29 protein-coding genes and 1 tRNA gene are annotated in these 24,629 nt (G+C 44.2%); 11 read left to right on the forward strand and 19 right to left on the reverse strand.

The window, feature by feature from the left end:
• Complete coding sequence (gene rapZ / locus FD973_RS10185; RefSeq protein ID WP_215323479.1) at nucleotides 1-891, forward strand: RNase adapter RapZ; 891 nt, start codon at nucleotides 1-3, stop codon at nucleotides 889-891.
• On the opposite strand, the gene mutY is transcribed toward rapZ, so the two are convergent.
• A complete protein-coding gene (gene mutY, locus FD973_RS10190) occupies nucleotides 836-1,981 on the reverse strand; it encodes an A/G-specific adenine glycosylase (protein WP_215323480.1) in 1,146 nt (381 codons plus the stop codon). The genes rapZ and mutY overlap by 56 nt on opposite strands.
• The gene (mutM, locus tag FD973_RS10195; RefSeq protein WP_215323481.1) at nucleotides 1,966-2,802 is read right to left on the reverse strand and encodes a bifunctional DNA-formamidopyrimidine glycosylase/DNA-(apurinic or apyrimidinic site) lyase; all 837 of its coding nucleotides are present in this window, start codon (nucleotides 2,800-2,802) and stop codon (nucleotides 1,966-1,968) included. The genes mutY and mutM overlap by 16 nt, the downstream gene beginning before the upstream one ends.
• Nucleotides 2,803-2,837: 35 nt before the next feature.
• Between mutM and FD973_RS10200 the strand changes: the two genes are divergently transcribed.
• The 6 genes from FD973_RS10200 to pth all read left to right on the forward strand — a co-directional run bounded on the left by FD973_RS10200 (nucleotide 2,838) and on the right by pth (nucleotide 7,789).
• Nucleotides 2,838-4,325 carry a lipoprotein insertase outer membrane protein LolB gene (locus tag FD973_RS10200; RefSeq protein ID WP_215323483.1) on the forward strand — a complete coding sequence of 496 codons (1,488 nt, stop codon included), beginning with the start codon at nucleotides 2,838-2,840 and terminating at the stop codon, nucleotides 4,323-4,325.
• Nucleotides 4,326-4,331: 6 nt separating this feature from the next.
• A complete protein-coding gene (gene ispE / locus FD973_RS10205; RefSeq protein ID WP_215323485.1) occupies nucleotides 4,332-5,210 on the forward strand; it encodes a 4-(cytidine 5'-diphospho)-2-C-methyl-D-erythritol kinase in 879 nt (292 codons plus the stop codon).
• 5 nt (nucleotides 5,211-5,215) lie between these two features.
• Nucleotides 5,216-5,292, forward strand: a tRNA-Gln gene (locus tag FD973_RS10210).
• Between the two features lie 53 nt (nucleotides 5,293-5,345).
• The gene (locus FD973_RS10215; protein ID WP_371816861.1) at nucleotides 5,346-6,311 is read left to right on the forward strand and encodes a ribose-phosphate pyrophosphokinase; all 966 of its coding nucleotides are present in this window, start codon (nucleotides 5,346-5,348) and stop codon (nucleotides 6,309-6,311) included.
• Nucleotides 6,312-6,447: 136 nt separating this feature from the next.
• Nucleotides 6,448-7,092: a 50S ribosomal protein L25/general stress protein Ctc gene (locus FD973_RS10220; RefSeq protein ID WP_215323487.1), complete on the forward strand. Its 645-nt coding sequence runs from the start codon at nucleotides 6,448-6,450 to the stop codon at nucleotides 7,090-7,092.
• Between the two features lie 106 nt (nucleotides 7,093-7,198).
• A complete protein-coding gene (pth, locus tag FD973_RS10225; protein WP_215323489.1) occupies nucleotides 7,199-7,789 on the forward strand; it encodes an aminoacyl-tRNA hydrolase in 591 nt (196 codons plus the stop codon).
• 16 nt (nucleotides 7,790-7,805) lie between these two features.
• Here pth and FD973_RS10230 read toward each other — a convergent pair whose 3' ends face one another.
• The 5 genes from FD973_RS10230 to FD973_RS10250 are packed head-to-tail and all read right to left on the reverse strand — an operon-like array spanning nucleotide 7,806 to nucleotide 11,934.
• Nucleotides 7,806-8,072: a YfhL family 4Fe-4S dicluster ferredoxin gene (locus FD973_RS10230; protein WP_215323491.1), complete on the reverse strand. Its 267-nt coding sequence runs from the start codon at nucleotides 8,070-8,072 to the stop codon at nucleotides 7,806-7,808.
• 16 nt (nucleotides 8,073-8,088) lie between these two features.
• On the reverse strand, nucleotides 8,089-8,586 hold the full coding sequence (coaD, locus tag FD973_RS10235) for a pantetheine-phosphate adenylyltransferase (RefSeq protein WP_215323493.1): 498 nt from the start codon (nucleotides 8,584-8,586) through the stop codon (nucleotides 8,089-8,091).
• A gap of 36 nt (nucleotides 8,587-8,622) precedes the next feature.
• Nucleotides 8,623-9,258, reverse strand: coding sequence for a 16S rRNA (guanine(966)-N(2))-methyltransferase RsmD (gene rsmD, locus FD973_RS10240; protein ID WP_251368774.1), 636 nt, complete (start codon nucleotides 9,256-9,258; stop codon nucleotides 8,623-8,625).
• Nucleotides 9,233-10,570 carry a pitrilysin family protein gene (locus FD973_RS10245; RefSeq protein WP_215323495.1) on the reverse strand — a complete coding sequence of 446 codons (1,338 nt, stop codon included), beginning with the start codon at nucleotides 10,568-10,570 and terminating at the stop codon, nucleotides 9,233-9,235. Before FD973_RS10245 ends, rsmD begins: the two co-directional genes overlap by 26 nt.
• Nucleotides 10,567-11,934 carry a pitrilysin family protein gene (locus tag FD973_RS10250; protein WP_215323496.1) on the reverse strand — a complete coding sequence of 456 codons (1,368 nt, stop codon included), beginning with the start codon at nucleotides 11,932-11,934 and terminating at the stop codon, nucleotides 10,567-10,569. The genes FD973_RS10245 and FD973_RS10250 overlap by 4 nt, the downstream gene beginning before the upstream one ends.
• Before the next feature lie 63 nt (nucleotides 11,935-11,997).
• Between FD973_RS10250 and ftsY the strand changes: the two genes are divergently transcribed.
• Both ftsY and rpoH read left to right on the forward strand, forming a co-directional pair.
• Nucleotides 11,998-12,888: a signal recognition particle-docking protein FtsY gene (ftsY, locus tag FD973_RS10255; RefSeq protein WP_215323498.1), complete on the forward strand. Its 891-nt coding sequence runs from the start codon at nucleotides 11,998-12,000 to the stop codon at nucleotides 12,886-12,888.
• Between the two features lie 93 nt (nucleotides 12,889-12,981).
• Nucleotides 12,982-13,905 carry an RNA polymerase sigma factor RpoH gene (gene rpoH, locus FD973_RS10260; RefSeq protein ID WP_215323499.1) on the forward strand — a complete coding sequence of 308 codons (924 nt, stop codon included), beginning with the start codon at nucleotides 12,982-12,984 and terminating at the stop codon, nucleotides 13,903-13,905.
• Nucleotides 13,906-13,924: 19 nt separating this feature from the next.
• Here rpoH and FD973_RS10265 read toward each other — a convergent pair whose 3' ends face one another.
• From FD973_RS10265 to FD973_RS10285, 5 genes are read right to left on the reverse strand one after another with little or no spacing between them, the layout of a single operon-like run.
• A complete protein-coding gene (locus FD973_RS10265) occupies nucleotides 13,925-14,509 on the reverse strand; it encodes an SCO family protein (protein WP_215323501.1) in 585 nt (194 codons plus the stop codon).
• A 7-nt stretch (nucleotides 14,510-14,516) separates the two neighbouring features.
• Entirely contained in the window at nucleotides 14,517-15,410 is an 894-nt protein-coding gene (gene cyoE / locus FD973_RS10270; protein WP_215323503.1) for a heme o synthase, read from the reverse strand.
• Nucleotides 15,407-16,534 carry a heme A synthase gene (locus tag FD973_RS10275; RefSeq protein ID WP_215323505.1) on the reverse strand — a complete coding sequence of 376 codons (1,128 nt, stop codon included), beginning with the start codon at nucleotides 16,532-16,534 and terminating at the stop codon, nucleotides 15,407-15,409. Before FD973_RS10275 ends, cyoE begins: the two co-directional genes overlap by 4 nt.
• A complete protein-coding gene (locus FD973_RS10280) occupies nucleotides 16,534-17,190 on the reverse strand; it encodes a hypothetical protein (RefSeq protein WP_215323507.1) in 657 nt (218 codons plus the stop codon). Before FD973_RS10280 ends, FD973_RS10275 begins: the two co-directional genes overlap by 1 nt.
• Nucleotides 17,187-17,975 (reverse strand): SURF1 family protein, encoded by a 789-nt coding sequence (locus FD973_RS10285; RefSeq protein ID WP_251368776.1) that lies wholly within the window; start codon nucleotides 17,973-17,975, stop codon nucleotides 17,187-17,189. Before FD973_RS10285 ends, FD973_RS10280 begins: the two co-directional genes overlap by 4 nt.
• A 24-nt stretch (nucleotides 17,976-17,999) precedes the next feature.
• Between FD973_RS10285 and FD973_RS10290 the strand changes: the two genes are divergently transcribed.
• Nucleotides 18,000-18,212 carry a twin transmembrane helix small protein gene (locus tag FD973_RS10290; protein ID WP_215323508.1) on the forward strand — a complete coding sequence of 71 codons (213 nt, stop codon included), beginning with the start codon at nucleotides 18,000-18,002 and terminating at the stop codon, nucleotides 18,210-18,212.
• Nucleotides 18,213-18,275: 63 nt separating this feature from the next.
• Here the strand turns inward: FD973_RS10290 and FD973_RS10295 are convergent, their stop codons facing one another.
• From FD973_RS10295 to FD973_RS10325, 7 genes are all read right to left on the reverse strand, one after another.
• Entirely contained in the window at nucleotides 18,276-19,130 is an 855-nt protein-coding gene (locus tag FD973_RS10295; protein ID WP_215323510.1) for a cytochrome c oxidase subunit 3, read from the reverse strand.
• A gap of 29 nt (nucleotides 19,131-19,159) precedes the next feature.
• Nucleotides 19,160-19,354, reverse strand: a complete 195-nt coding sequence (locus tag FD973_RS10300) for a DUF2970 domain-containing protein (protein ID WP_114690197.1) — start codon at nucleotides 19,352-19,354, stop codon at nucleotides 19,160-19,162.
• Nucleotides 19,351-19,935, reverse strand: coding sequence for a cytochrome c oxidase assembly protein (locus FD973_RS10305; RefSeq protein WP_215323512.1), 585 nt, complete (start codon nucleotides 19,933-19,935; stop codon nucleotides 19,351-19,353). Before FD973_RS10305 ends, FD973_RS10300 begins: the two co-directional genes overlap by 4 nt.
• 14 nt (nucleotides 19,936-19,949) lie before the next feature.
• On the reverse strand, nucleotides 19,950-20,165 hold the full coding sequence (locus FD973_RS11105) for a cytochrome oxidase small assembly protein (protein WP_215323514.1): 216 nt from the start codon (nucleotides 20,163-20,165) through the stop codon (nucleotides 19,950-19,952).
• Nucleotides 20,065-21,684 carry a cytochrome c oxidase subunit I gene (ctaD, locus tag FD973_RS10315; protein WP_215323516.1) on the reverse strand — a complete coding sequence of 540 codons (1,620 nt, stop codon included), beginning with the start codon at nucleotides 21,682-21,684 and terminating at the stop codon, nucleotides 20,065-20,067. The genes FD973_RS11105 and ctaD overlap by 101 nt, the downstream gene beginning before the upstream one ends.
• 43 nt (nucleotides 21,685-21,727) lie before the next feature.
• Complete coding sequence (coxB, locus tag FD973_RS10320; RefSeq protein ID WP_215323522.1) at nucleotides 21,728-22,885, reverse strand: cytochrome c oxidase subunit II; 1,158 nt, start codon at nucleotides 22,883-22,885, stop codon at nucleotides 21,728-21,730.
• Between the two features lie 179 nt (nucleotides 22,886-23,064).
• Nucleotides 23,065-23,862 carry a class I SAM-dependent methyltransferase gene (locus FD973_RS10325; protein ID WP_215323524.1) on the reverse strand — a complete coding sequence of 266 codons (798 nt, stop codon included), beginning with the start codon at nucleotides 23,860-23,862 and terminating at the stop codon, nucleotides 23,065-23,067.
• 236 nt (nucleotides 23,863-24,098) lie between these two features.
• On the opposite strand from FD973_RS10325, the gene FD973_RS10330 reads away from it, so the two are divergent.
• Nucleotides 24,099-24,629 (forward strand): ComF family protein, encoded by a 531-nt coding sequence (locus FD973_RS10330; protein ID WP_251368777.1) that lies wholly within the window; start codon nucleotides 24,099-24,101, stop codon nucleotides 24,627-24,629.

A 24,629-nucleotide genomic window follows, 5' to 3' on the forward strand; every position in this document is an offset into this window, starting at 1 on the left:
ATGCAAATTAATCTGATTACCGGAATCTCAGGCTCAGGTAAATCAGTAGCTCTGAGAGCTTTTGAGGATGCGGGCTACGATTGTGTCGACAATCTACCAGTTTCTCTTCTAGAAAATCTCATCTCCACTCTTCAAAGCGAGAAATGCGAACAGGTTGCTGTCGCTATTGATGCACGACGCGGGCAATCTATAGCAGATCTCCCATCCATTCTTGAAAATTTACGACAACATCATCAGGTGCGGGTGGTTTTCTTGAATGCAGATACCAATACTCTGGTGCAACGTTTTTCCGAGACTCGCCGCCGTCATCCGTTATTTAAAGGCTCCAAGCAATCTCAATCAGCAACTCTGATCGAAGCGATTGACAGGGAGCGTAGCTTATTAGAGCCCCTACGCGCCCAAGCACACAGCATTGATACTAGCAACATCCCTGCGCATGCATTGCGCTCTTGGATTCAGGATCTTCTCAAAGACAAGCCCATTGGTCTTACTGTAGTCTTCGAATCATTTGGCTTTAAAAAAGGTGTACCTAGCGAAGCCGACTTAGTCTTTGATGTGCGCTGCTTACCTAATCCTCACTATGACAAAGAATTAAGACCTCTCACCGGCAATGACAAACTCGTTAGAGAGTTTTTAGAAAAAATTCCAGAAGTGGTCAATATGGAGGCAGATATCACGCAGTTCATTCATCGCTGGCTGCCTCATTACATTGCTGATGGGCGCAGTTATTTAACGGTTGCCATTGGATGCACCGGAGGTCAACACCGCTCCGTATACCTTGTCAATCGTCTAAGTGAATACTTTCGCAACCAAAAAGATTACGACAATCTTCAGCTTAACTTTTTAGATCGCCACCGCGAACTAGATTCAATCCCTGCAACAAAACCTTAATAGGCTGCGGTAACCCGTAGCGACCTAACTGAGCTAAGGGCACCCATTTCAGATCCGAATTTAAAAATTGGAACTCTGTTGGGGAGCTTGTCTGCCAAATATGCATCCATAAGCGTCGATGAGTAAAGACATGCTTTATTTCATTTGTCTTCTTTATCCCCTTACATACCTTCATCAGCTGCGCCAAGCTTTCTTTAGGGAGCTCACTTGCTAAAAATTCTTTAAGATTTAAATCACTGCTCTTGGAACTCAATTCCCTCGCCGACCAGGATGACTCGGGTAGGGACCAAAGGCCGCCCCAGATAGCCTTATCAGGACGCTTTTGCAATAGAACAGAATTTCCGCAACGGATTAACAACATATTGCAATCAAATTCTGGCGATTTAATCTTAACCGTTTTTTTCGGGAACAAGAGTGCTTGCCCACTTAAATTGGCCTGACAATCTCTTGCAAAAGGACATCTTTTTTCAGAGTCCAAACAAACTGGTTTGCGTGAGGTGCACCAGGTAGCCCCAAAATCCATTAACGCTTGTGTGTAGACAGGCATATCACCAGAATTGGATGGCAATAAATCGGTTGCCAAGGACCAAAGATTGTCACTTACCGCCTTATCCTGAATGACACCTTCGATTGCAAATAGACGGGCTATGATGCGCTTAACATTTGCATCCAAAATTGGGGCGCGCTCATGAAAAGCAAATGCAGCAATTGCTCCGGCGGTAGATCGTCCAATGCCTTTTAATTGCTCAAGCAAGCTAGGGTCACTTGGAAATGATCCGGCAAACTCTGACATCACTTGTTTTGCACAGGCATGTAAATTTCTAGCACGCGAGTAGTAGCCCAAGCCAGCCCATTCAGCCAATACATCATCGATTTTGGCAGCGGCTAATTTTTTAACTGTTGGAAATCGTTTCATAAAACGAGGGTATCTCTCCAGCACTGTAGCAACCTGAGTTTGTTGCAACATGATCTCTGAAACCCAAACTGCATAAGGATCCCGATTACCCTGCCAAGGCAAGCCCGATCGTCCGCTATTCGCATGCCAGGCAATTAACTTTGGCGCAAAAGTTTTGATTAGCGTTTTTGACATTGAGGACAAAAATAAGTGGATCGCTGACCTTGTACTATCTGGCTAATGGGCGTTCCACATACCTTACATGGCAAACCTTTGCGATCATAGACTTTAGTTTGAACCATAAAGTGGCCTGGGTCTCCATCACTATTTACAAAGTCTTTTAATGAACTACCGCCAGCATCAATTGCTTTTTTTAGTATGGACCTGACGGCCTGCGCCAAACGAGAGCACTGCGGTCGAGTCAGTTTGCCAGCGGCTTTAGCTGGATGAACTCCAGCCTCAAATAAACTTTCTGAACAATAAATATTCCCAACACCAACAACAGCTTGCCCAGCCAAAAGAAACTGCTTAACGGCCACACTCCGCTTACGAGACATTTGATACAAAATGTCTGTGCCTAGCTCACCAGAAAATTCTGGAGAAAATGGCTCCACTCCTAGCTTTTGTAAAAGAGCAAAGTTTTCAATCGGTCCTTTTGATTTAGGATGCCATAAAACAGCACCAAATTTTCTTGGATCGTGCAAACGCAAACTAAGCTTGGTGAACTCAAGAGTAACTCGATCGTGAGTTTTTAATGGGTCCGAACTAGGGAGCACGCGTAGCGTTCCCGTCATCCCCAGATGAATTAATAAATAACCGGAATCCATCTCCAGCAACAGATACTTGCCACGTCTCTTAATGGCATGAACTTTTTGTCCAGGCAGGTTTTTAGAAAGGCTTTTAGGAACAGGCCAACGTAAGCCTCCATCAATAATCTTGACGGCGCTGACTTTGCGCCCCTCAAGGTGGGGGGCGATACCTAATCGGGTGACCTCTACTTCTGGAAGTTCTGGCATAAATGAATTGTAGATTCGCGGATTAGAATGTGCTTATGAGTAAATTCACACCAAAACCTCTCTTGAGGGCTTTATTCCTAGGAACATTGGTTGCCAGCGGAATTTCATTGGCTCAGGCTCAAACGACTCCTAATGGACTGCAAACGGGTGAAGCTGTCTTCGAGGTACTTGCCTCTGAAATTGCCCTACAACGTGGTGAGGCAGGGTTGGCTTACAACACCTACTTAGAGATGGCCCGTCAATACAAAGATCCCAGATTGGCACAACGAGCCATGGAAATAGCCATTGCAGGCGGTTCGCCAGATTTAGCAATGGAGGCCGCAAAAACTTGGGATGAGCTATCTCCAGCTTCAGATACCAAACCCAAGGAAGTCTTCATAACGCTTTTAATCTTAAGCAATCGTTGGTCAGATGCCGTCAAACCAGCAACAGCCTTGTTAAGACAACAAACTCCCGCTCAACAAGAAAATACCCTTTTGCAGTTACAAGCCTTGCTATCCAAGGCAAAAAATGAGTCCGATGCTTTGCGCGCTTTTTATGAAATCGCCTCTACCGTCAAGACCCCTATTCAGAATCCTAGCTTGCTCTACACCTATGCCATGTCAGCAGAAAAAATGGGGCATACGGACATCATGGAAAAAACATTGCGTGATATTTTGCGCAAGAATCCAAACGATGTGAACTCTTTAAATGCACTTGGTTATTCTCTAGCCGATCGCAATGTAAAGTTACCCGAAGCATTTGCATTGATCACTAAAGCGCATCAACTTTCTCCAAAAGATGCTTTTATTTTGGATAGCTTGGGGTGGGTAAATTTTCGGCTCGGCAAAAACTCTCTTGCCTTAGAGCAACTTCAACAAGCATTTGCTATGAAACCAGAGGCCGATATTGCTGCCCATACTGGTGAAGTGTTATGGGTGATGAATCGCCGCCAAGAAGCTGAAGATATGTGGCGTAAAGGACAAAAATTAGATGCCAATAATCCAACCTTAAAAGAAACACTTAAACGTTTAAAACCTGATTGGGCACGAGATGATCAAATCTCAAAAGGCTCTTGGGATGGGCGATTTGCTGTCAAAGTTACTGGCTTAACAGAATCTCAAAATCAAGGGGGTTCTGGGGGCTTTTCTTTAACTCAGGATTCATTAAAAGATGTACTAGAGATACGTAACCCAATGGGCGGATCAATTGCAAAAATTACTATCACTCCTGGCGAAGCCACTCTAGAAAGCGATGGAAAAGTGGTTACAGCAATTGATGCCGACACCTTGGTACAGAATAGCTTAGGTCTACCACTTCCTGCACGCGGTCTATCCAATTGGCTGAGAGGTGAAGTACGCCCTGGAAGTGAGGCAAGCGTCGAAAGAAACTCCAAAGGTCAAGTAAGCAAAATTACTCAAGACGGTTGGGATTTAACCTATACATGGAGCGATACTAGCCGCCTCGAGAAACTTACGATGATGCGTAGCTCAAATATTGGTTCTATCGATATTCGTCTCGTATTTGATCGTCCGAATGACTAACGCTCAATGGCGAATACTCAGTCTTTAACGCTTCGCTCGCCTGCCAAGCTCAACCTTTTTCTTCATATTGTTGGGCGAAGATCTGATGGCTATCATCTCCTGCAATCTGTATTTCAACTCATTGATTGGTGTGACACGCTTCACTTAAAAAAAGTTCCTGAGAACACTGTTAGGCGAATTAACCCTATCCCAGGGGTATCACCCGAACAAGATTTGGTGGTTCGCGCTGCTAATTTGCTCAAAGATTTTTGCAACATTGAGGCTGGAGTAGAGATTGATCTTCAGAAAGAAATTCCGATGGGAGCAGGCATGGGGGGCGGCTCCTCAGATGCAGCAACAACACTAATTGGCCTGAATGCTCTTTGGAATCTCAATTTAAGCAAAGAAACACTTTGCACTCTTGGATTACAACTGGGCGCAGATGTCCCTTTCTTCATATTTGGTAAAAATGCGTTTGTTGAGGGAATTGGCGAAAAAATTCAAGAAATTTTTCTTGATACCCCCAATTTTTTGGTCATTTTTCCCAATAAAGGAATTCCGACCGTTAGCATTTTTCAAGACCCAGATTTGACCCGAGATCATGCTCAGATTACAATTGATGGCTTTCTTGCATCGCCATTGTTATTTCAATCAAACGATTGTCAGGCAGTAGCGGAGCGGATTTGCCCAGAAGTGAAGCAAGCTTTGGATTGGATTACCCAGGAATTACCGGGCTCACGGCCCCGAATGTCTGGTTCTGGTAGTAGCGTTTTTACAGTCTTGGACCCCAAGATTGAGCCCGCAAAACTAGAAAATCTTCTACAAAATCTTCCTAAAGGGTGGGTAGGTCGAATTGTTCGGGGGCTAAATAAAAATCCCGCTTACAATTTGATTTCTTCAGATTAAGCTGTAGGGGAATCGCCAAGCTGGTTAAGGCACTGGATTTTGATTCCAGCATGCGAAGGTTCGAATCCTTCTTCCCCTGCCAAATACTGCAGAAACGACAAAGAAAACTTTTTGACCCACAAAACCCTTAAGCCTATGTCCTCCATAAACGCAGATTTATTGACACTTTTCACAGGCAACGCAAATCCCGTTTTAGCAGAGGCTGTAGCCAAAGAACTCAATCTTCCAATGGGAAAAGCTTTTGTTGGCCGCTTTTCTGATGGTGAGATCCAAGTAGAAATTCAAGAAAACGTCCGCGGCAAAAATGTAGTCGTAATCCAATCAACCTGCGCTCCCACAAACGATAGTTTGATGGAACTCATGATCATGATTGATGCCCTAAAACGAGCATCCGCAAGCCGCATAACCGCAGTGATCCCTTACTTCGGTTATGCCCGTCAAGATCGTCGCCCGCGTTCTGCACGCGTTGCCATCTCTGCGCGCATTGTGGCAAATATGCTTCAGTCAGTTGCCGGTATTGAACGTGTTTTGACGATGGATCTGCACGCAGACCAAATTCAGGGCTTTTTTGATATACCGGTAGATAACATTTACGCCTCCCCAGTTCTATTGGCGGACTTACAAGCACAGAAGACCCAAAAAGACCTCATCATTGTTTCTCCAGATATTGGTGGTGTAGTCCGTGCACGTGCTATGGCCAAACAATTGGGCACAGATTTAGCGATTATTGATAAACGTCGTCCAAAAGCAAATGTATCAGAAGTAATGCACCTCATCGGTGAAGTAGAAGGCCGTCACTGCGTCATCATGGATGACATCATTGACACAGGCGGAACCCTCTGTAAAGCCGCTGAAGCGCTCAAAGAACGTGGTGCCAAGGGAGTTACCGCCTACTGTACACATGCCGTCCTCTCCGGCGGCGCTGTAGCCCGAATTGCTGCATCCGAATTAGATGAGTTAGTCGTCACCGACACTATTCCTCTAACCCCAGAAGCCATGAAAGTAACCAAAATTCGCCAATTGAGCGTTGCTCCGATTCTTGCTGAAACCCTTTCTCGCATTAGCAAGGGTGATTCAGTGATGTCGATGTTTGCTGAATAAGCCAAAAATCAACGTTTTACCCCGATTTTTGGCAGTTTTATGCCTTTTCTAGGCAAAAACATCCATTTCCACGATATAATCAAAGGCTTTTCTGTTTGGTCGCGAACGGAAATTAACCTTAACTAGGGAATTAATTATGAAAGTAGTAGCCTTTGAAAGAAGCGTACAAGGAACGGGTGCGAGCCGCCGTCTGCGCAATTCTGGAAAAACTCCAGGAATCGTTTACGGTAGTCAAGATCCAGCCATGGTCATCGAGTTAGACCATAACGCGTTATTCCATGCTCTCCGTAAAGAAGCATTCCACTCATCTATTTTGGATTTGGAAGTTGGAGGTAAGACACAAAAAGTGTTGTTACGCGATTACCAGATGCATCCATTTAAGCCATTGGTATTGCACATTGACTTCCAGCGCGTTTCTGCGACCGAGAAAGTACATATGCGCGTTCCGTTGCACTTCACAAATGCTGAAACTTCAGCTGCCGTGAAATTGCAAGGCGCTGTTATCAGCCACGTACTTAACGAAATCGAAGTATCTTGCCTCCCTGCAGATTTGCCAGAGTTCATTGAGGTAGATTTATCCAAGATTGAAGTTGGACATGGTATTCACGCTAAAGATATTGCATTGCCAAAAGGCGTTACCTTGGTATTGCATGTTGAGCAAGAAAATCCAGTGCTTGTAAATGCACGTATCCCAGCAGTTAAAGCTGCTGAGTCTGCTGAAGCTCCTGTTGCTCCAGCGGCTGCAGCTCCTGCTGCTGATGCGGGTAAGGACAAAGCTTAATTTTTAGCTTAAGCTCTTATTTAAGAAAGCCCGCTTATGCGGGCTTTCTTATTTGCTCATTTCATTTCTTTTTGGCGAAATACTTTTATATCTTTAAACTCTCTGCATGACTAAATTAATTGTTGGCCTAGGCAACCCCGGAGATGAGCACGAAGCAGATCGACACAATGCTGGCTTTTGGTTTGTTGACGCCCTAGCAAAACAATTCGACATTCGTTTTGAATCTGAGAAACGTTTTCATGGCAAGGTAGGTAAAACTAAATGGGAAGGTGAGGATCTTTATCTTCTTAAGCCAAGCACTTATATGAATTTGAGTGGTCAATCCGTTGGAGCGCTATGTCGCTTTCATAAAATTACTCCCGCAGATATTTTGGTAGTTCAAGATGAGCTTGATCTAAAACCGGGAACGGCGCGCCTGAAATTAGGCGGTGGCACTGGCGGACACAATGGCTTGAAAGATATTCAGGCGCATTTAAGCACCCCTGATTATTGGCGCTTACGCCTAGGTATTGGCCATCCGAGAGATTTAGCAGGGGATGGTCGCCCCATGGATGTTGCGGATTATGTACTACGCAGACCTCAGTTAGCCGAGCAAAAACTCATTGATACCAGTATTGAGAATGGCCTGCAAATATTGCCACTCTTTTTAAAAGGCGATACCCAAACCGCGATGATGGAATTGCACTCGAAGGGATAGTGTAGGCCTGACTCAGTTAGGCTGTATTGGCTTTTTTTGCAGCAGTCAAAAGCTTAAACTTCATCATTAACTGATCTGGAGTTTCAACAAACTGCGGATTAAATGGAATGCAGTCTACTGGGCAAACCTGGCGACACTGTGGAGCGTCATAGTGGCCAACACATTCTGTGCATTTATCAGGGTCTATTTCATAAATTTCCAGACCCATGTATATAGCATCATTTGGGCATTCTGGCTCGCACACATCGCAATTGATGCACTCGTCCGTAATCATTAATGCCATGATTTACTGACTAACCTCACTCTTTATTCTGAGCGCCAGAGGCAATTTTTTTAACCAACCATTTCTCTACAGAAGGAAATACAAATTTGCTCACATCACCGCCCATAGAGGCAATCTCACGAACAAAGGTACCAGAGATAAATTGATACTGATCAGATGGCGTTAAAAATAAAGTTTCAACATCAGGCAATAGGTAACGATTCATACCTGCCATTTGAAATTCATACTCAAAATCAGATACTGCTCGCAATCCACGAACGATCACTCGCGCGTTATGTTCGCGGGCAAAATCCTTCAACAAGCCACTAAAGCCAACCACTTTTACATTTGGATAATGGCCAAGCACTTCCTTTGCGATATCTATGCGCTCTTCTAAGGTAAAGAATGGACGCTTACTGCGACTATCAGCAACACCCACAATTAATTCGGTAAAGATGCTTGATGCGCGTCGCACCAAATCCTCGTGACCACGAGTAAATGGATCAAATGTTCCAGGATATACAGCAACAGTCATAAGACTCCTAAGGCTTTTTCGGCTACAGGCAAGAGTTTAGCCTTTTCCACCACGAAAAAGACAAGCTTTTACCTGCCCAGCCTCTAAGTATTTTCCACAATGCCATTCCGGGAGGAGAGCTTCCAGCTCTTCACGCTGTCGACTAGAGGGAAATTCCACGTAAATACCGCCTCCAGCAGAGTCATCACAGACTCTGCCAGCCTCAATGACGGCTCGATCCAACAGACTTGAGTCCTGAAATGGAGGATCAATGAAAATTAAATTGCTGGAACGATTTGGCTGTTGCTTCAGAAATTCAAGACTATCTCGTTGCAATATTTCTACATGCCCAGATGCTGGGGATGACTGTAATAAAGCAAAATTAGTGTTGAGGTTTGCACAAGCCTTTTTTTCTTTTTCCAATAAAACTACTAACGCAGCGCCTCTTGAGGCAGCCTCAAATCCTAAAGCGCCAGTTCCTGCAAAGAGATCCAAGCAACGCAAGCCCGTCAAATCCTGCCCCAACCAGTTAAATAGAGTTTCGCGTATGCGATCGGTCGTTGGGCGTAATCCTGGAAGATCTAGAACGGTTATCAGACGACTTCTCCAATTGCCGCCAATAATTCGAATTTTCTTGGGCAGCTCTTTTTTTAAGGTCTTAATGGGCTTATTTATTTTTTGCTCCCAAGACAACAATCTTCATTCGATCCATTGCAAGGTATTTTTGAAATGCCGCCCTCACTTGCTCCAATGTAACTGCCTCGACTTTCTTAGTCCATACATCCATCGTATCTAAAGGCAAATCATTCCAAGCGATTGAAGAAACGTTATCCAATAACTTACGATTGTTATCTATACGAAGAGGATAGCCATTAATTAAGTTTGCTTTTGCAGCCTCAAGTTCAGATGGCAAAGGTCCATCAGCAATAAATTGCGCAATAGTCGAGCTCATCACATCTAAAGCTAAGCTAGCCTGATCACTCTTCGTTTGTAGTCCAGCTTGGAAAATGCCATTCTCTTTTCCGGGGGCAAAATAACTAAACACGCTGTATGCAAGCCCCCTCTTTTCTCGCACCTCTGACATCAAACGAGAAACAAAGCCACCACCACCCAGGATATAGTTGCCCACAAGCAAGGGAAAGTAATCGGGATTACTACGCGCCACCGCAGTCATCCCCATTGCTATATGTGCTTGCTGAGAGTCAAAAGGAATAAATATCTCTCGCTGAGCCAAAGGCTCAATGGGAGAGCGCTCTAATTCAGGCAACTTCGGAATCGGCTGACTATTTGAAGGAATTTGCTTTAACAAACTTTGCACGATTTCATTAGCCTGCGAACGATCAACATCCCCAACTATGCTCACAATCATGCGATCACCGCGGTAAAACTGTTTATGAAATTGCGTTAAATCAGCAGGTGTTACTGCAGCAATTGACTTGGTTGTTGGGGCATTGGCTAATGGATAATTTCCATAAACTGATTTTTTGAAACGGCGCTCAAGAACAAACTCAGGCTTTGTCTCCGCTTCTTGCAAACTCGTGATTGTTCTCTGCTTTTCACGTTCTACAATTTTTGGATCATAAGTTGGTGAGCTCAACATCGCAGCAGCTAATTGAACCGCCCTATCGCGCAAGTCTTTTCTACTCAAACTACGAATGCGCAAAATTGCGCGCTCACCGCCAACAGACAATCCAATATTGGCGCCTAAATCAGCAATTTCATCGGCAATTTGAGCTTCACTTAAAATCCCTTTTTCACCTCTAGCGCCATAATTCATTAGGCCTGCAGTCATGTCTGCCAAACCGCTCTTGTTGGGAGGGTCATAACGATCGCCAGCATCAATGCTGACCTCAATATCCACCATAGGCAAGGCTTTAGTTTGTACTAGATATGCCTTAGCGCCTTTATAACCATCTAATTTTTCAATTGGCAAAATGGCATTTGCATTCCCGATATATACCAAAGTTAAGAGGCATGTTGAAATAAGCTGGTATGTAAACCTCATTTCTTACCCTCCATGCCATTAGCTTGACGAGCTTGTGGATCAAGCACCGCAATCGTCAAGCCCTCATCTACTAGGTATTTTTTGGCAACCGCCTGAACTTGATCAGGCGTAATGGTCTGCATTTTTTCCAGCATGTAATCAATGTCTTTCCAAGAGAAACCAGCCATCTCAGTGCTACCAATTTCCATGGCTTGTCCAAAGATAGAATCGCGCTTATAGATTTGCTCTGACAAAATGCGCACCTTAATTCTCTTGAGTTCCGACTCTAGTATTCCCTTTTGCTTTAGATCATCAAGAGCCTTCCGAATACTTGCCTGCGCCTGATCAACCGTCTTACCCTTCGCCATAGTTGCGCTAATTAGAAACAGCTCCGGTCCGCGAGAGATCATGTCGTAACCCACACCAACATCATTCACCACTTTTTCTTGCTTAACGAGCGTACGATTCAAGCGAGCATTGTCATAACCATCAAGGACTGCTGTCAGCAGCTCAAGAGCGTATGGTTCGGGATCATCCAACTTCCCAGGCTCTAGGCGGGGCGCCTTCCAGGCCATTGCCAACTGAGCACTGTCAGCTGGCGCTTTCACTTGGACCCGCTTCATCCCTTTTTGAGGTGGCTCAATCTGTGGTTTGCGAACAGGCAACTCGTGAGCAGTTGCAGCCCCATAATATTTCTCCACCAAGCCCAACACTTTTTTGGCGTCGACATCCCCAGTGATTACGACTGTCGCATTATTTGGTGCGTACCAACTACGATACCAATCACGCGCATCAGATGCCTTCATGTTCTGTAAGTCATTCATCCATCCTATGACGGGATGACGATAAGGCGAGCTCATGTAAGCAGTAGCCATGAGCGATTCATTTAACAAACTGCTTGGATTGTCTTCCGTCCTTAAACGACGTTCTTCCATGATGACTTGAATTTCTTTTAAGAACTCAGCATTATCAAAGTTCAGATTAGACATGCGATCTGCTTCAAGTTTAATAACGTCTTCTAATTTTGATTTTTCAACTTGTTGAAAGTAAGCAGTGTAATCACGGGAAGTAAAAGCATTTTCACGGCCCCCAACAGCTGCGACTAAACGCGAAAATTCACCCGCCTTCACCTTATCGGTACCCTTAAACATCATGTGTTCAAGTACGTGGGCAACGCCTGTCTTACCATTTACCTCATCCATAGAGCCTGCGCGATACCAAACCATATGAGCTACTGTTGGAGCGCGATGGTCCTCTCTGACAATCAACTTCAGTCCATTACTTAATTGATATTGATGGGTATCTGATGACTCAGCGCTAATAGCCCAATTGAACTGGGCAAATAACAAGAATAAGAAGAAAATTCGGAGTAAATTGGAAAGCATCTGCTAAATCACCATATCCCAAGAATTAAATTGATAAGATGCAAGTTTTAAATTGTATCGATTATGTTTGGCTTACGTAAAACCCTCGGATCCCTTTTTAAATCAAGCAAAGTTGACGAATCTTGGTTTGATGCATTAGAAGACTCACTCATTCAAAGCGATGTGGGACTTCCTACGACCGAACAACTCATTAGCAAACTTCGTAAAGCCGCAAAATCAGAAAAAGCTTCTAGCCCAGAAGAGTTGCGAGCACTCCTTATTGAAGAGGTCAGCTCTTTGCTTGGCGCAATTGAACTGTCGCCAAACCCATTATTTGCCAATCAAAAAGTGAATATTCCAGAAGTATGGTTAGTAGTAGGGGTAAATGGCGCAGGCAAGACCACAACCATTGGCAAACTTTGCAGATTATTTCAATCTCAAGGCAAATCAGTCCTATTGGCCGCTGGAGATACCTTCAGGGCGGCCGCCCGCAATCAATTACAAGAATGGGGTGGTCGCAACCAAGTTGATGTCATTACTCAAGAAGGTGGTGATGCCGCTGCTGTTGCACATGATGCAATTCACGCTGCCATTTCACGTAAATGCGACATTCTTATTATTGATACAGCAGGTCGACTTGCCACTCAAGACCATTTGATGGAAGAGCTCAAAAAAGTAAAGCGAGTAATCGGCAAAGCTCTTCCTGGCGCACCTCACCATACATTGCTCGTTCTAGATGGCAATACAGGACAGAACGGCTTAAGCCAAGTTAAGGCCTTTCATGCAGCCCTAGGACTAACTGGAATCATTGTTACGAAGCTTGATGGCACCGCCAAAGGCGGTGTTATTTGCGCATTAGCCCACACCCTGCAAGAAGCGCCAAAACCATTTGTTCTTGCCCTTGGTAAAGGCGAAGGAATTGAAGATTTAGCCCCCTTTACAGCAGGGCAATATTCCTCTGAATTATTCAATTAAATCAATAACTTGTAAGCCTTTAAAACCATTAGCACTCTATTGACAAGAGTGCTAAAATAGAACTCTATTAACACCTCATATTTATAAGAAAAAATGGTACAAAAGAAATCCGACAAACCGAATATGCAAAAACTGCCTGTCGCGCAGCCTGCGACGGCGTCTGCATTTCCAATGTTGCCAACTCTTGGGGTTGGCACTCTCGACTCATACATTGCCTACGTCAATCGCGTACCAATGCTCAGCGCTGCAGAAGAATTGCATCTTGCGCAGGAGTTTCGTCGCACAGAAAATGTGGATGCTGCTAAAACTTTAGTGCTCTCGCATTTGCGCCTAGTAGTCTCTGTTGCACGTCAATATCTTGGCTACGGCATTCCACACGCTGACTTAATTCAAGAAGGCAATATCGGCCTTATGAAAGCAGTCAAACGTTATGACCCAAGCAATGGGGCACGTTTAGTTTCATATGCAATCCATTGGATTAAGGCAGAGATTCATGAGTACATTCTCAAAAATTGGCGTTTAGTAAAAACTGCAACTACTAAAGCACAGCGTAAATTATTCTTTAACTTACGTAGCAACAAACCGACTTTAAGCGCACTTACTCCTAGCGAGGTAGATGCCTTGGCCAAAGCCCTCGATGTTAAGGGTTCTGATGTTAAAGAAATGGAAATGCGCCTTGCTGGTGGTGATGTAGCGCTTGAAGGCGATGACAATGATGATGACTCAGCATATGCACCTATTCAATGGCTAGCAGATAGCTCTCAAGAGCCCACTGCTCGCATTGCAAGCGCTGAAGCTGATGCACTACAAGGACCTAAGTTGGATCAAGCCCTGATGGCATTAGACGAACGCAGTCGAAACATTGTTCAATCCCGTTGGTTGGCAATGGATGCTGAAGGCAATGGCACTAAGACATTGCATGATCTTGCGAGTGAATACGGCATCTCTGCCGAACGGGTTCGTCAAATCGAAACTGCCGCTTTGAAAAAGATGCGTGGTTTACTACAAGCAGCCTAAGCAAACATCTTCCGCTTTATTACTTTAGCAATTCTTTCAAGTCGTGAGCCAAGGTCTCCGGACCTTGGGCATGCTTGATATACAAGCGTAAGCGACCCTCAGGATCAAATGCATAGCTACCTGCTGTGTGATCCATCGTATAGGACCCAGGCTTGTTACCTGGCACTTTCTTGTAATAAATCTTAAAGTCTTTAGCAACTTTCTCCAAGGATGCTTCGTCTGCTGGACGTAAACCCAAGAAACGAGGATCAAAAGCGGGCACATATTGTTTCAGAATCTCTGCTGTATCACGCTCTGGGTCTACCGTTACAAATAACACCTGAACCTTATCGGACTGCGGCCCCATTAGAGACATGACTTGCTGCATTTCCGTCAAAGTGGTTGGACATATATCAGGGCACTGGGTGTAACCAAAAAACATCACCACTACTTTGCCCTTAAAGTCCGCCAAGGTCCGTACTTTTCCATCGGGATCCACCAAGCTAAAGTCTTTTCCAAAAGCGGTGCTACCCGTGATGTCAATATTTTTGAATTCTTGCTTTGGACTACATGCAGACAACACCAAAAAGATGGCTGTTAAAAAGCAAAGGCGCAGAAAATTCATATGGATCTTAGAGAAAATAATGGTCTACCAAGAGCGCTGCAAATAACAGCGATAAATAGGTGATTGAAAAACGAAATGTTTTTTTAGCCAGCGCATCACTATAAGAAATAAATAGCGCCAGCACATAAGCCAAGAACAATAAACCCAGAATAATTGCTGATACCAAATACACAAGACCACTCATGCCATAGATGTAAGGCAGCAAAGTGGCAGCAATCAAGATTAGCGTATAGAGCACAATATTTAAAAGCGTAAAACGCTCACCATGAGTTACTGGCAACATTGGCAATCCTGACTGGACATAGTCATCACGACGATATAAGGCCAGCGCCCAGAAGTGTGGAGGCGTCCACACAAAGATGATCAAAACCAAGAGCCAAGCTTCTGCAGAGAGTGTATTTGTTACCGCCGCCCAGCCAAGTGCTGGCGGCATAGCGCCTGACAATCCGCCAATCACGATGTTTTGTGGTGTCGCAGGCTTTAGCAACCAGGTATAGATCACCGCGTAACCTACAAATGTTGCGAGTGTTAACCACATCGTTAGCGGGTTACAGAAATTCCACAAGATAATCATTCCGAGCGAACCCAAAATGATCGAAAAAATAATAATGTGAAATGGTGTCACTTCGCCAGTAGCAGATGGACGCCAAGAAGTACGCTTCATCTTGGCATCAACAGCTTGCTCAATCAGGCAATTCACCGCAAATGCTGCACCAGCTAAAAGCCAAATTCCGACAATGCCTCCCAAGAGCACTGGGTATGGAACCATGCCAGGCGTTGCCAAGAACATTCCAATTACCGCACAAAAAACGGCGAGCTGAGTTACCCTGGGTTTAGTTAAAACCCAATATTGACGCCAACGTGGCATAGCCACTACTGCGCTAGTTTTAGAGTCACTCATATTGATGCCGTCTTCTTTTGAATGATGGGCCTCCAAGAAGCCCAAAAACTCATTCTGACCAAACAGAATACCAAAGCAGCAGAGCCAGCAGTATGCAATAAAGCCGCTAATAAGGGCCACTGGAACACTACATTAGATATACCGGTAGCAATTTGCAATAACAACACCCCCAACATCAGCTTGGCCACTCGACTTAGATCCGATAGAACGGGGGTTGCAAGTTGAAGGGCTTTTAACCCTAAAGCACCCAACACTATTAACACCACTACTGCAAATAGACGATGTGCCCAATGAATAGTTTGAAGAGCTACAGGGGAGATAAATTCACCCTGAGCATTCAAACCCAACTGGCGCCAAAGAGTAAATCCTTCACTCCAATTTGTCTCAGGCCAGGCGCTACCTAAACAAGTCGGAAAATCAGGGCATGCCAAAACCGCATAGTTGGTACTCACCCAAGCACCTAAAAAAACTTGAATAAATAGAGTGATGGAGCCGAGCAATATCAATTGCGCTGAAAGCGGCCGAATCCGAATAGCACGCACTGAAGAAACTTTTTCTTCCCATGATTGTTGGGCATATGCAGTCAAACACGCCAGCAATACTAGGGCCAGCATCAAATGAGTAGTGACAATAATTGGTTGCAATTTAAGGGTGACCGTCCATGCACCAAATGCACCCTGAATACAGACTAATAACAACAAACCCAAGCTACCATATAGGGGCTTGTTTCCCAAGCTCTTCATCTTTTTAAAAGCAAGCCCAACTTGTACCAAAATTAATGCGCCCACTGTCATTGCCAAATAGCGATGGATCATTTCGATCCAGGCCTTAATTACTGTCACAGGACCACTAGGTAGCACACTTTCAGCTTGCTGTATATCGCTTAGCGCATGAAAAGGATTGGATGCGCCATAACATCCAGGCCAATCAGGACAGCCCAAACCTGAATCAGTTAATCGAGTAAAGGCGCCGAAAACAATTAAATCGAAAGTCATAAAAACTAAAAACCAATTGAGTTTCTGAAAAAAACTATAGCCTGGCTTCCTCCACAGATAAAGAAGCGGCAAGCCTGCAAAAACAATAGCGATCGCTGCTAACTCCAGAAATAACATCAAACTTGGCATTACAAATTCTCACCCTTATGATTTAACTTTAAGAGCTTTTCCAAATCCTTTTTCATGCTAGAAAATTCTTTTGGAGAATTAGTAACTGGAAAATACATCATCTTTGCAGGCGTAGGATCGAGCAACTGAATCTGTTGGCCTGCACCTTCCTTATTTAGCCAAGCCTCAAATTCAGACCTGAGCTTTGGATCTGCTGGAAGCGCAACTACCTTTAAGCCTGCTACTTTCTCGTCATAAATCTTGATTACTTCTCGATCAACTGGCTTACCATCTGTGTTCACCCATATAAGTTGCAAGCGTCCACTTTCTCTTCCCATGGCAACTCTTACTTGACGCATTAAAAACAAGGCCTCAATGCATTTCTCATCTTTTAATTGGCAATCATCTGCGGGGCGTGCAATTAAAAGGGTCCATTTACCCTGAGTTGGTGTGTCAAGCCAAGCTGCATTAAATTCTTGCGCTGGATAAACCAAGGTTCCCAAATTCGTTTTTCCACCTGCGGGCTTAATGACATAGTAGGCAAAATACGATGCAATCACTGGTGAAGCACAAGCAAGTAATAACAACAGCATCTGAATGCGACCACGGCGAGTACGTGCATTAATAGCAGACGAATCTATCTGCGATGCCGGAATTAACAAATCTTTATCGCTCACCCTTGATCCCCATTCATAAAGCCCTGACGTTTGTATTGCCGCAAACCCGTTAATAGCCAAAATAAAAATCCAGCAAAAGCCAAAGCAAACCACTGGAATGCATAAGCATAATGGCGATCGACACCAGTCGTCAGAGGCGCCCAATCACGAAACAACCCATCATCAATGCCAGTGTCGACCTCACGCAAAATAAAGGGGCTTTGCTGCCATCCATGTAATTTGCCCTCAGCCACTAAATCAAAGTTTTGCTCGATTCTAGGCTTAGCAGGATCAATATCTGCCTTACCACCACCCAGCTCATATACCCTGCCAGGCTGTGCAAAAACAATACCTTCGATATTTACCACCCTATTTGGAGTCTGGACTGGCGGCAGAGTTTCGCGATTTTCATTATTGCGTGGCGCCCATCCACGGTTTACCCATAGAACCTCATTCCTACCTTCAAGTCTCAGTGGCATCATCAGGTAAAAGCCCGACTGCACATTAGCACTTCCAACTGGAGGAATTGGCCTTGGTCGGTTATCCAACCAAATTGCTGCATCGGGAATATATTCACCCCGAGCAATCATCCGACGCTCAGATGCCTCCTCCAAGGTCCAGGAGCCTGCATTTGCACTCAAAATAGGCATTTGTTGTTTAGCCAATAAATTCGCTGCCAAGGCAATTTTGGTATCCGCCCTGCCCAACTGCCAAATGCCCGCCCCACAGCCAATCCCAATAACCAGTAAGGCTGATACAGTAGCGACTATGCGCTTAGTAATGAGGGCAATAAAAAGACTGTTCAAGAGATTGATAAATAAGGATTTGAAATGAAGTGGCTTATTCCGATTGTCCTACTAATGATAGTTTTTAGCTTAGGATCAGCCCTGTATTACATGATGAAAGATAGGGGCAATAGCGCACGAATGGTTCACTCGTTAATGCTTCGCATTGGCCTATCTATCGCGTTATTTATTGGCATCCTTTTGGCCAATTATTTCGGACTGATACAAGCTACCGGAATTAAAGTGGGCACTAATTAAGTCGCCCAATAATCTTGGGAGCTTAAAAACAAATCGGGGCTTTAAGCCCCGATTTTTAATTGCTTACATCCAGTAAACAGCGATGTAGAGGCCGAGCCAAACAACGTCAACAAAGTGCCAGTACCAAGCGGCGCCCTCAAACGCGAAGTGGTGCTGAGCAGTGAAGTCGCCACGAATCATACGACGCAACACAATTGCCAACATAGTGCCACCAAGAAACACGTGAAAACCATGGAAGCCTGTCAACATGAAGAAAGTGGAACCGTAGATACCTGAAGTTAATTTGAGGTTCAATGCATGGTAAGCATGGTAGTACTCATACATTTGGAAGCCCAAGAAGATAGCGCCCAAACCAACCGTGGCGGCTAAAAAAACAATCGCCTTCTTCATATGGTTCTCTACCAATGCATGGTGAGCAATAGTAATGGTTACTCCAGAGCTCAACAACAATAAAGTGTTGACTGTAGGAATTGGCCATGGACCCATGGTGGTAAATTTTTCAACCAAACCAGCTGGGCCATCATTTGGCCATACCGCCTGGAAATTAGGCCAAATCAATTTGCTTTCTACATCGCCCATCCAAGGCATGGCGATATTGCGTGCATAGAACAAGGCAGCAAAGAATGCACCGAAGAACATGATTTCAGAGAAGATGAACCATGCCATTGACCATCGATAAGAAATGTCAACGTTGACACCGTTCTTGCCAGAATTTGATTCTGCAATCGTATCGCCAAACCAGTGATAGAGCACAAACAAAATCCAAGCCACGCCAACTAAGGTCAGAGGACCGCCCCAAGAAGTGTGATTAACCCAGCCTGACATACCGGCGCCAAAAGCAATTAAGCCGGCGGCAGCCATAGCAGGATGTCTAGATAGTCCAGGGACGAAATAGTATGGGGTTGAATTGGATGACATCTTATTCTCTCTATTCAATCAAAAAATAATCAATGGGACACAACTGCTTTCACTATCAACAGGAGAACACCCATAAAAATCAAGGCACCTACTACACCTGCAATGATAATGTGCACAAAACTTAATGAAGCTACATCTTCCTGCAAACCTGCTTTTTTACGCACACCCAAAAAGCCCCACATCACGGCTTTCATCGACTGCATAAAACTACTTTTCTTCTTCATGAAGCCACCTTTGATTTTGGCGCTGGTGGAGTACCACCCAAACCTAACTCAAAGAAGGTATAGGACAAAGTGATTGTTTTTACATCATCAGGCAAGCCTGCATCGATTACAAAAACCACTGGCATCCTCTTCGTTTCATTTGCTGCAAGCGTTTGTTCCTGAAAACAAAAACACTCTAATTTCGTAAAAAACTCTGTTGCACTTTTAGGCGCATAGCTTGGTATTGCTTGAGCGCGCACTGTACGACCGAGATTGTTGGTAACTTCATAAACAATCTCCGTCATTTCACCTGGATGAACCTCCAAGAAGTTCTTCACTGGCTTAAAAGTGAACGGCCCACGGCTATTTGAGTCAAACTCAATAGTCACCGTACGAGAATAATTAACTTGTGTATTGCCAACCTTATTAGGACTAAAGGCACGAACACCATAATCATTCTTACTAGTAACCACATTAATCCCAGTAACCTCACACAAGGCCTTATACATTGGAACTAATGCATAACCAAAACCAAACATCATTACTGCTGCTACTAAAAGCTTTAACAAAATCTGCCGATTTAACGTTTGAGTTGTAACCATCCTAATAAGCTGGATTAACCCAACACACTCCGTTTAATCATTATTCCAATAAAAAACACCAACACAATACTCAAAAGCACAAACCCTAATCTACGGTTATTCGCAGTTAGGGCTTGTTTATGTGAAGAATTAAATTCCTGCTTCACGCATTTGCTCTGCACTAGGCGGAGTCTCAAATGTATGGTGCGGAGCTGGTGATGGAACAGTCCACTCCAAACCTTTTGCACCATCCCATGGCTTCATCGGAGCTTTTTCGCCCTGACCGCGATACGCTGGCATTACAACGAAGAACAAGAAATAAACCTGTGCCAAACCAAAGCCCAAGGCGCCGATTGAAGCAATCATATTGAAGTCTGCAAACTGAGTTGGATAGTCGGCATAACGACGTGGCATACCTGCTAAGCCCAAGAAGTGCATTGGAAAGAAGGTGATGTTAAAGAAAATCATGGAAGCCCAGAAATGGATCTTGCCGCGAGTTTCGCTAGCCATGTAGCCAGTCCACTTAGGACACCAATAGTAGAAGCCAGCGAACATAGCAAACAATGAACCGGCAACTAATACGTAATGGAAGTGAGCGACAACGTAATAGGTATCTTGAATGCCGATATCAATAGGAGCCATTGCGCACATTAAGCCTGTAAAACCGCCCATAGTGAAAACGAAGATAAAACCGATAGCCCACAACATGGGAGTTTCAAATGTCATTGAACCTTTCCACATGGTTGCAACCCAGTTAAAAATCTTCACACCAGTTGGAACAGCGATCAACATCGTTGCATACATGAAGAACAATTGGCCTGTTACTGGCATGCCAGTTGCAAACATGTGGTGAGCCCAAACGATGAATGACAAGATCGCAATCGATGCGGTTGCATACACCATTGAGCTGTAACCAAATAATGTTTTTCTGGAGAACGCTGGAACGATTTCACTAATGATTCCGAATGCAGGAAGAATCATGATGTAAACCTCTGGATGACCAAAGAACCAGAAAATATGCTGGAACATGATTGGGTCACCACCACCAACAGCAGAGAAGAATGAAGTACCAAAATGACGGTCAGTCAAAACCATCGTGATCGCACCAGCCAACACAGGCATAACAGCAATCAATAAATAAGCAGTAATCAACCAAGTCCAGCAGAACATTGGCATCTTCATCAATGTCATGCCAGGAGCGCGCATATTCAAAATGGTCACGATGATGTTGATCGAACCCATGATGGAAGAGGCGCCCAATAAGTGAAGAGCAAAAATTGCCATATCCATGCCAGGGCCCATTTGCGAAGTCAAAGGAGCATAGATAGTCCAACCACCAGATGGAGCGCCACCAGGAACAAGGAATGAGCTCAACAACAATGTTGCAGCTACTGGAAGAATCCAGAAACTAAAGTTATTCATGCGAGCAAATGCCATATCCGACGCACCAACTTGCAAAGGCACCATCCAGTTAGCAAAACCAACGAATGCCGGCATGATTGCACCGAACACCATCACCAAACCGTGCATAGTGGTTAATTGATTGAAAAATTCAGGGCGCAAAAATTGCAAGCCAGGCTGAAATAATTCCAAACGAATTCCTAACGCCATCACACCACCAGCTAACAAACTTACGAATGAGAAGATCAAGTACATCGTGCCGATGTCTTTGTGGTTAGTTGCGAACAACCAACGACGCCAACCATGTGGCGTGTGATCATCATGTGCATGATCATGTGCGTGATCGTGGGTAGTAGAGACTGTGCTCATAAATTACTCCGGTTTCGTTTTTATCTGTATTTGTTAATCTGAATTAGTTGCCACCACGTGCGGTAATAACCTCTTGGGTCTGAATCACTTCACCCGTCTTATTACCCCATGAGTTACGTGTATAGGTCATCACTGCAGCGATATCAGCATCAGAGATCACACCGGCCCACTTTGGCATCGCGCCCTTACCGTTGATCAAGATGTTGAACTGACCTGCTTTAGGACCATTCACCACTTTGCTGCCATCCAATGCTGGGAATGCACCTGCACCTTTACCATTTGGTTGATGGCAAGCCGCACAGTTCGCCGCATACACTTTGGCACCGCGCTCTTTTTGCTCTTCCAATGTGTAAACCTTAGATGGATCATCACCGCCAGCGCCCATTTCTTTTTTCTTCTGCGCAACCCAAGCTGTGTAGTCTTCTTGAGAAACTACTTTCACAACGATTGGCATAAAGGCATGTTCTGCGCCACATAACTCAGAACACTGACCGCGGAATGTACCAATTTTTTCTGCTCTAAACCAAGTGTCACGCACAAAGCCAGGGATAGCATCTTGTTTCACACCAAATGCTGGAATGGTCCATGCATGGATTACGTCATTAGCAGTGGTGATCAAGCGAATTTTCTTACCAACTGGAACAACCATTTCATTATCGACTTCCATCAGATAAGTATCTGACTTAGGAGCCAAGTTATTAATGGCCTCGCGTGATGTAGATAGGGTAGACAAAAAGCTAATACCTTCGCCTTCGCCTTTAATGTAGTCGTAACCCCATTTCCACTGATAGCCAGTGGTCTTAATAGTGATGTCTGAGTTGGTTGTGTCTTTCATTGCTACAACTGTTTTTGTTGCAGGCAATGCCATACCGATCACTATCAATAATGGAATGACAGTCCAAATAATTTCTACAGTCGTGCTCTCATGGAAGGATGCTGACTTATGACCCAATGATTTACGGTGCTTCAAAATGGAATAGAACATCACTCCAAAAACACCGACGAAAATCAATGCGCAGATTACCAACATCATCCAATGCAACCAATGGATCTCTTGCATGATTTTGGTAGCTGGAGGGGCAAAATTCAGCTGATTGACAGCTGGGCCACCAGGCATATTTTCTGCTGCATAAGCAAAAGCAGTGCCAAAAGCTGCTACGAAATAGAGCGAAGCCCTAGTGACTTTTCCAAATAAATTCATCTTATTCTCTGTTTATTGTCGTGAGCAAAGTAGCAAAAATGCCAAAAAATGCCCAAAAAACGGTCTCAAGCCAATACATCCTGCCGTGATTATAGGGTTAATTAAGCGCAACAACAAACAGGGTTAACCCAGCTTGATCCAATCTTGGTCAAGGTTTAAAAGATAGTAAGTACTTACACTTAAGCAGAATCTGACCTAGTCTTGCGTCCAATTTGATTTAGATCAATATAGGCCACGTTGTCCTTTGCTTTTGCAAGGTGCTTTCCGATGGCCCACGCATGCCCATAAACCACTTCTAAAGTGAGTTTTGGTGGCAAAACACTCATTTCATTGATCGCAAGAGGGGTGGGGTGGATCAATTTCAGGGCACTAACATCCGCCAACAATAGGACCGGCTTTTCATAGTCCAAGGTCAGATACTCCATATCCATTACTGGGTCAGAAAAACGCTCAGAAAGCAAGGCATCTCCCATGTCATGCATATCCCAAGGGCTTAATAAATTCTTTAGCTTTAGCTCCGGGATGCTTAGTGAACGCAACTCTTTTCCAGTATCTGGGCCCAAGTAGCTAAAAGTAATTAAACCGCCCTCGCGTAATACCCGCCAACACTCGCTTAAAAAATGCTTGGGATCCGGCAGATCCTGCATCAAGAGATCGCTAAAAACTAAGTCAACAGAATTATCTGGAAGATTAAATATGCCTGATGATCTGAAGGCTGCTAAGGCTGTTGTATTGCTAGCAAATGCAGATCGCCAATTACTGATCGCTTTGGCACGCCACATTTGCATCCCAGAAACACCCTCTTCTGCAATACTAAAAGTACGTGCATTTGGATATCGCTTTGCAATTGCACCTAAATGATTTCCAGGAAAATCTGGCACGATCAGGATATCTTTTACATCGAGCTTAACGATGTCTAACTTCTGCAGCATACGATCTGCAATTTCGTCTTGTAACCATTTGATTGGCTGGGTCATTGGCTCAGTATACTCAGCGCCCCATGCGATTTCCAGAGAACATTCTTCAAACCATTTGCGAAGAACTTTTACCCACTTCCTGCATCACTTGTCAGAAGTTTCAAAAATATTCAATTTGCAAAAGCTGTTTAAATACTTTGCAGAGCGAAGGCTTATTCAATTATCAGTGCTGCCATCAATGCGGCATTGCACTAGAGGCTCAAGAAATTAAGCGGCAACAATGTACGACCTGCCAAATGCTGCAACCAAATTTTGATGAAACTTACTGTCTTGATCGGTATGAAGGCATACTTCAAAACCCACTACATGAGTTCAAGTATCAGAGGCGGATTGCATTCGGAAGTGCCCTCAGCACAATATGGAATTTGCTTCTCTCACAGCAACTTGAAAACACTAATGCAAATTACTTGTTTCCAGTTCCACTAAGCACAAAAAAATTATCTCAACGCGGCTTTAATCAAAGTTGGGAAATTGCTAAACGCATTCGATGCGGTAAGCATATTTACAAATCTCCTTACATCCTCCAACGTCATCATTATTCAAGCCATCAAGCTGGCAGCAATCTAAGTAATCGTCAAGTAGCAATACGGGATATGTTTTATATTGAAGAGGCATATGTTGAACGCATTCAAAATAAAACGATCATTGTTTTTGATGACGTCATGACGAGTGGGGCAACTCTCAATGAAATTGCACGCATTCTGAAGGACAATGGTGTATCTCGCATAATTAATTGGGTGCTACTCAGAGCTGCGCGACCAATTTAA

The sequence above is a fragment of the Polynucleobacter sp. MWH-Braz-FAM2G genome, assembly GCF_018687635.1.
In the GTDB taxonomy this organism is placed as follows: domain Bacteria; phylum Pseudomonadota; class Gammaproteobacteria; order Burkholderiales; family Burkholderiaceae; genus Polynucleobacter.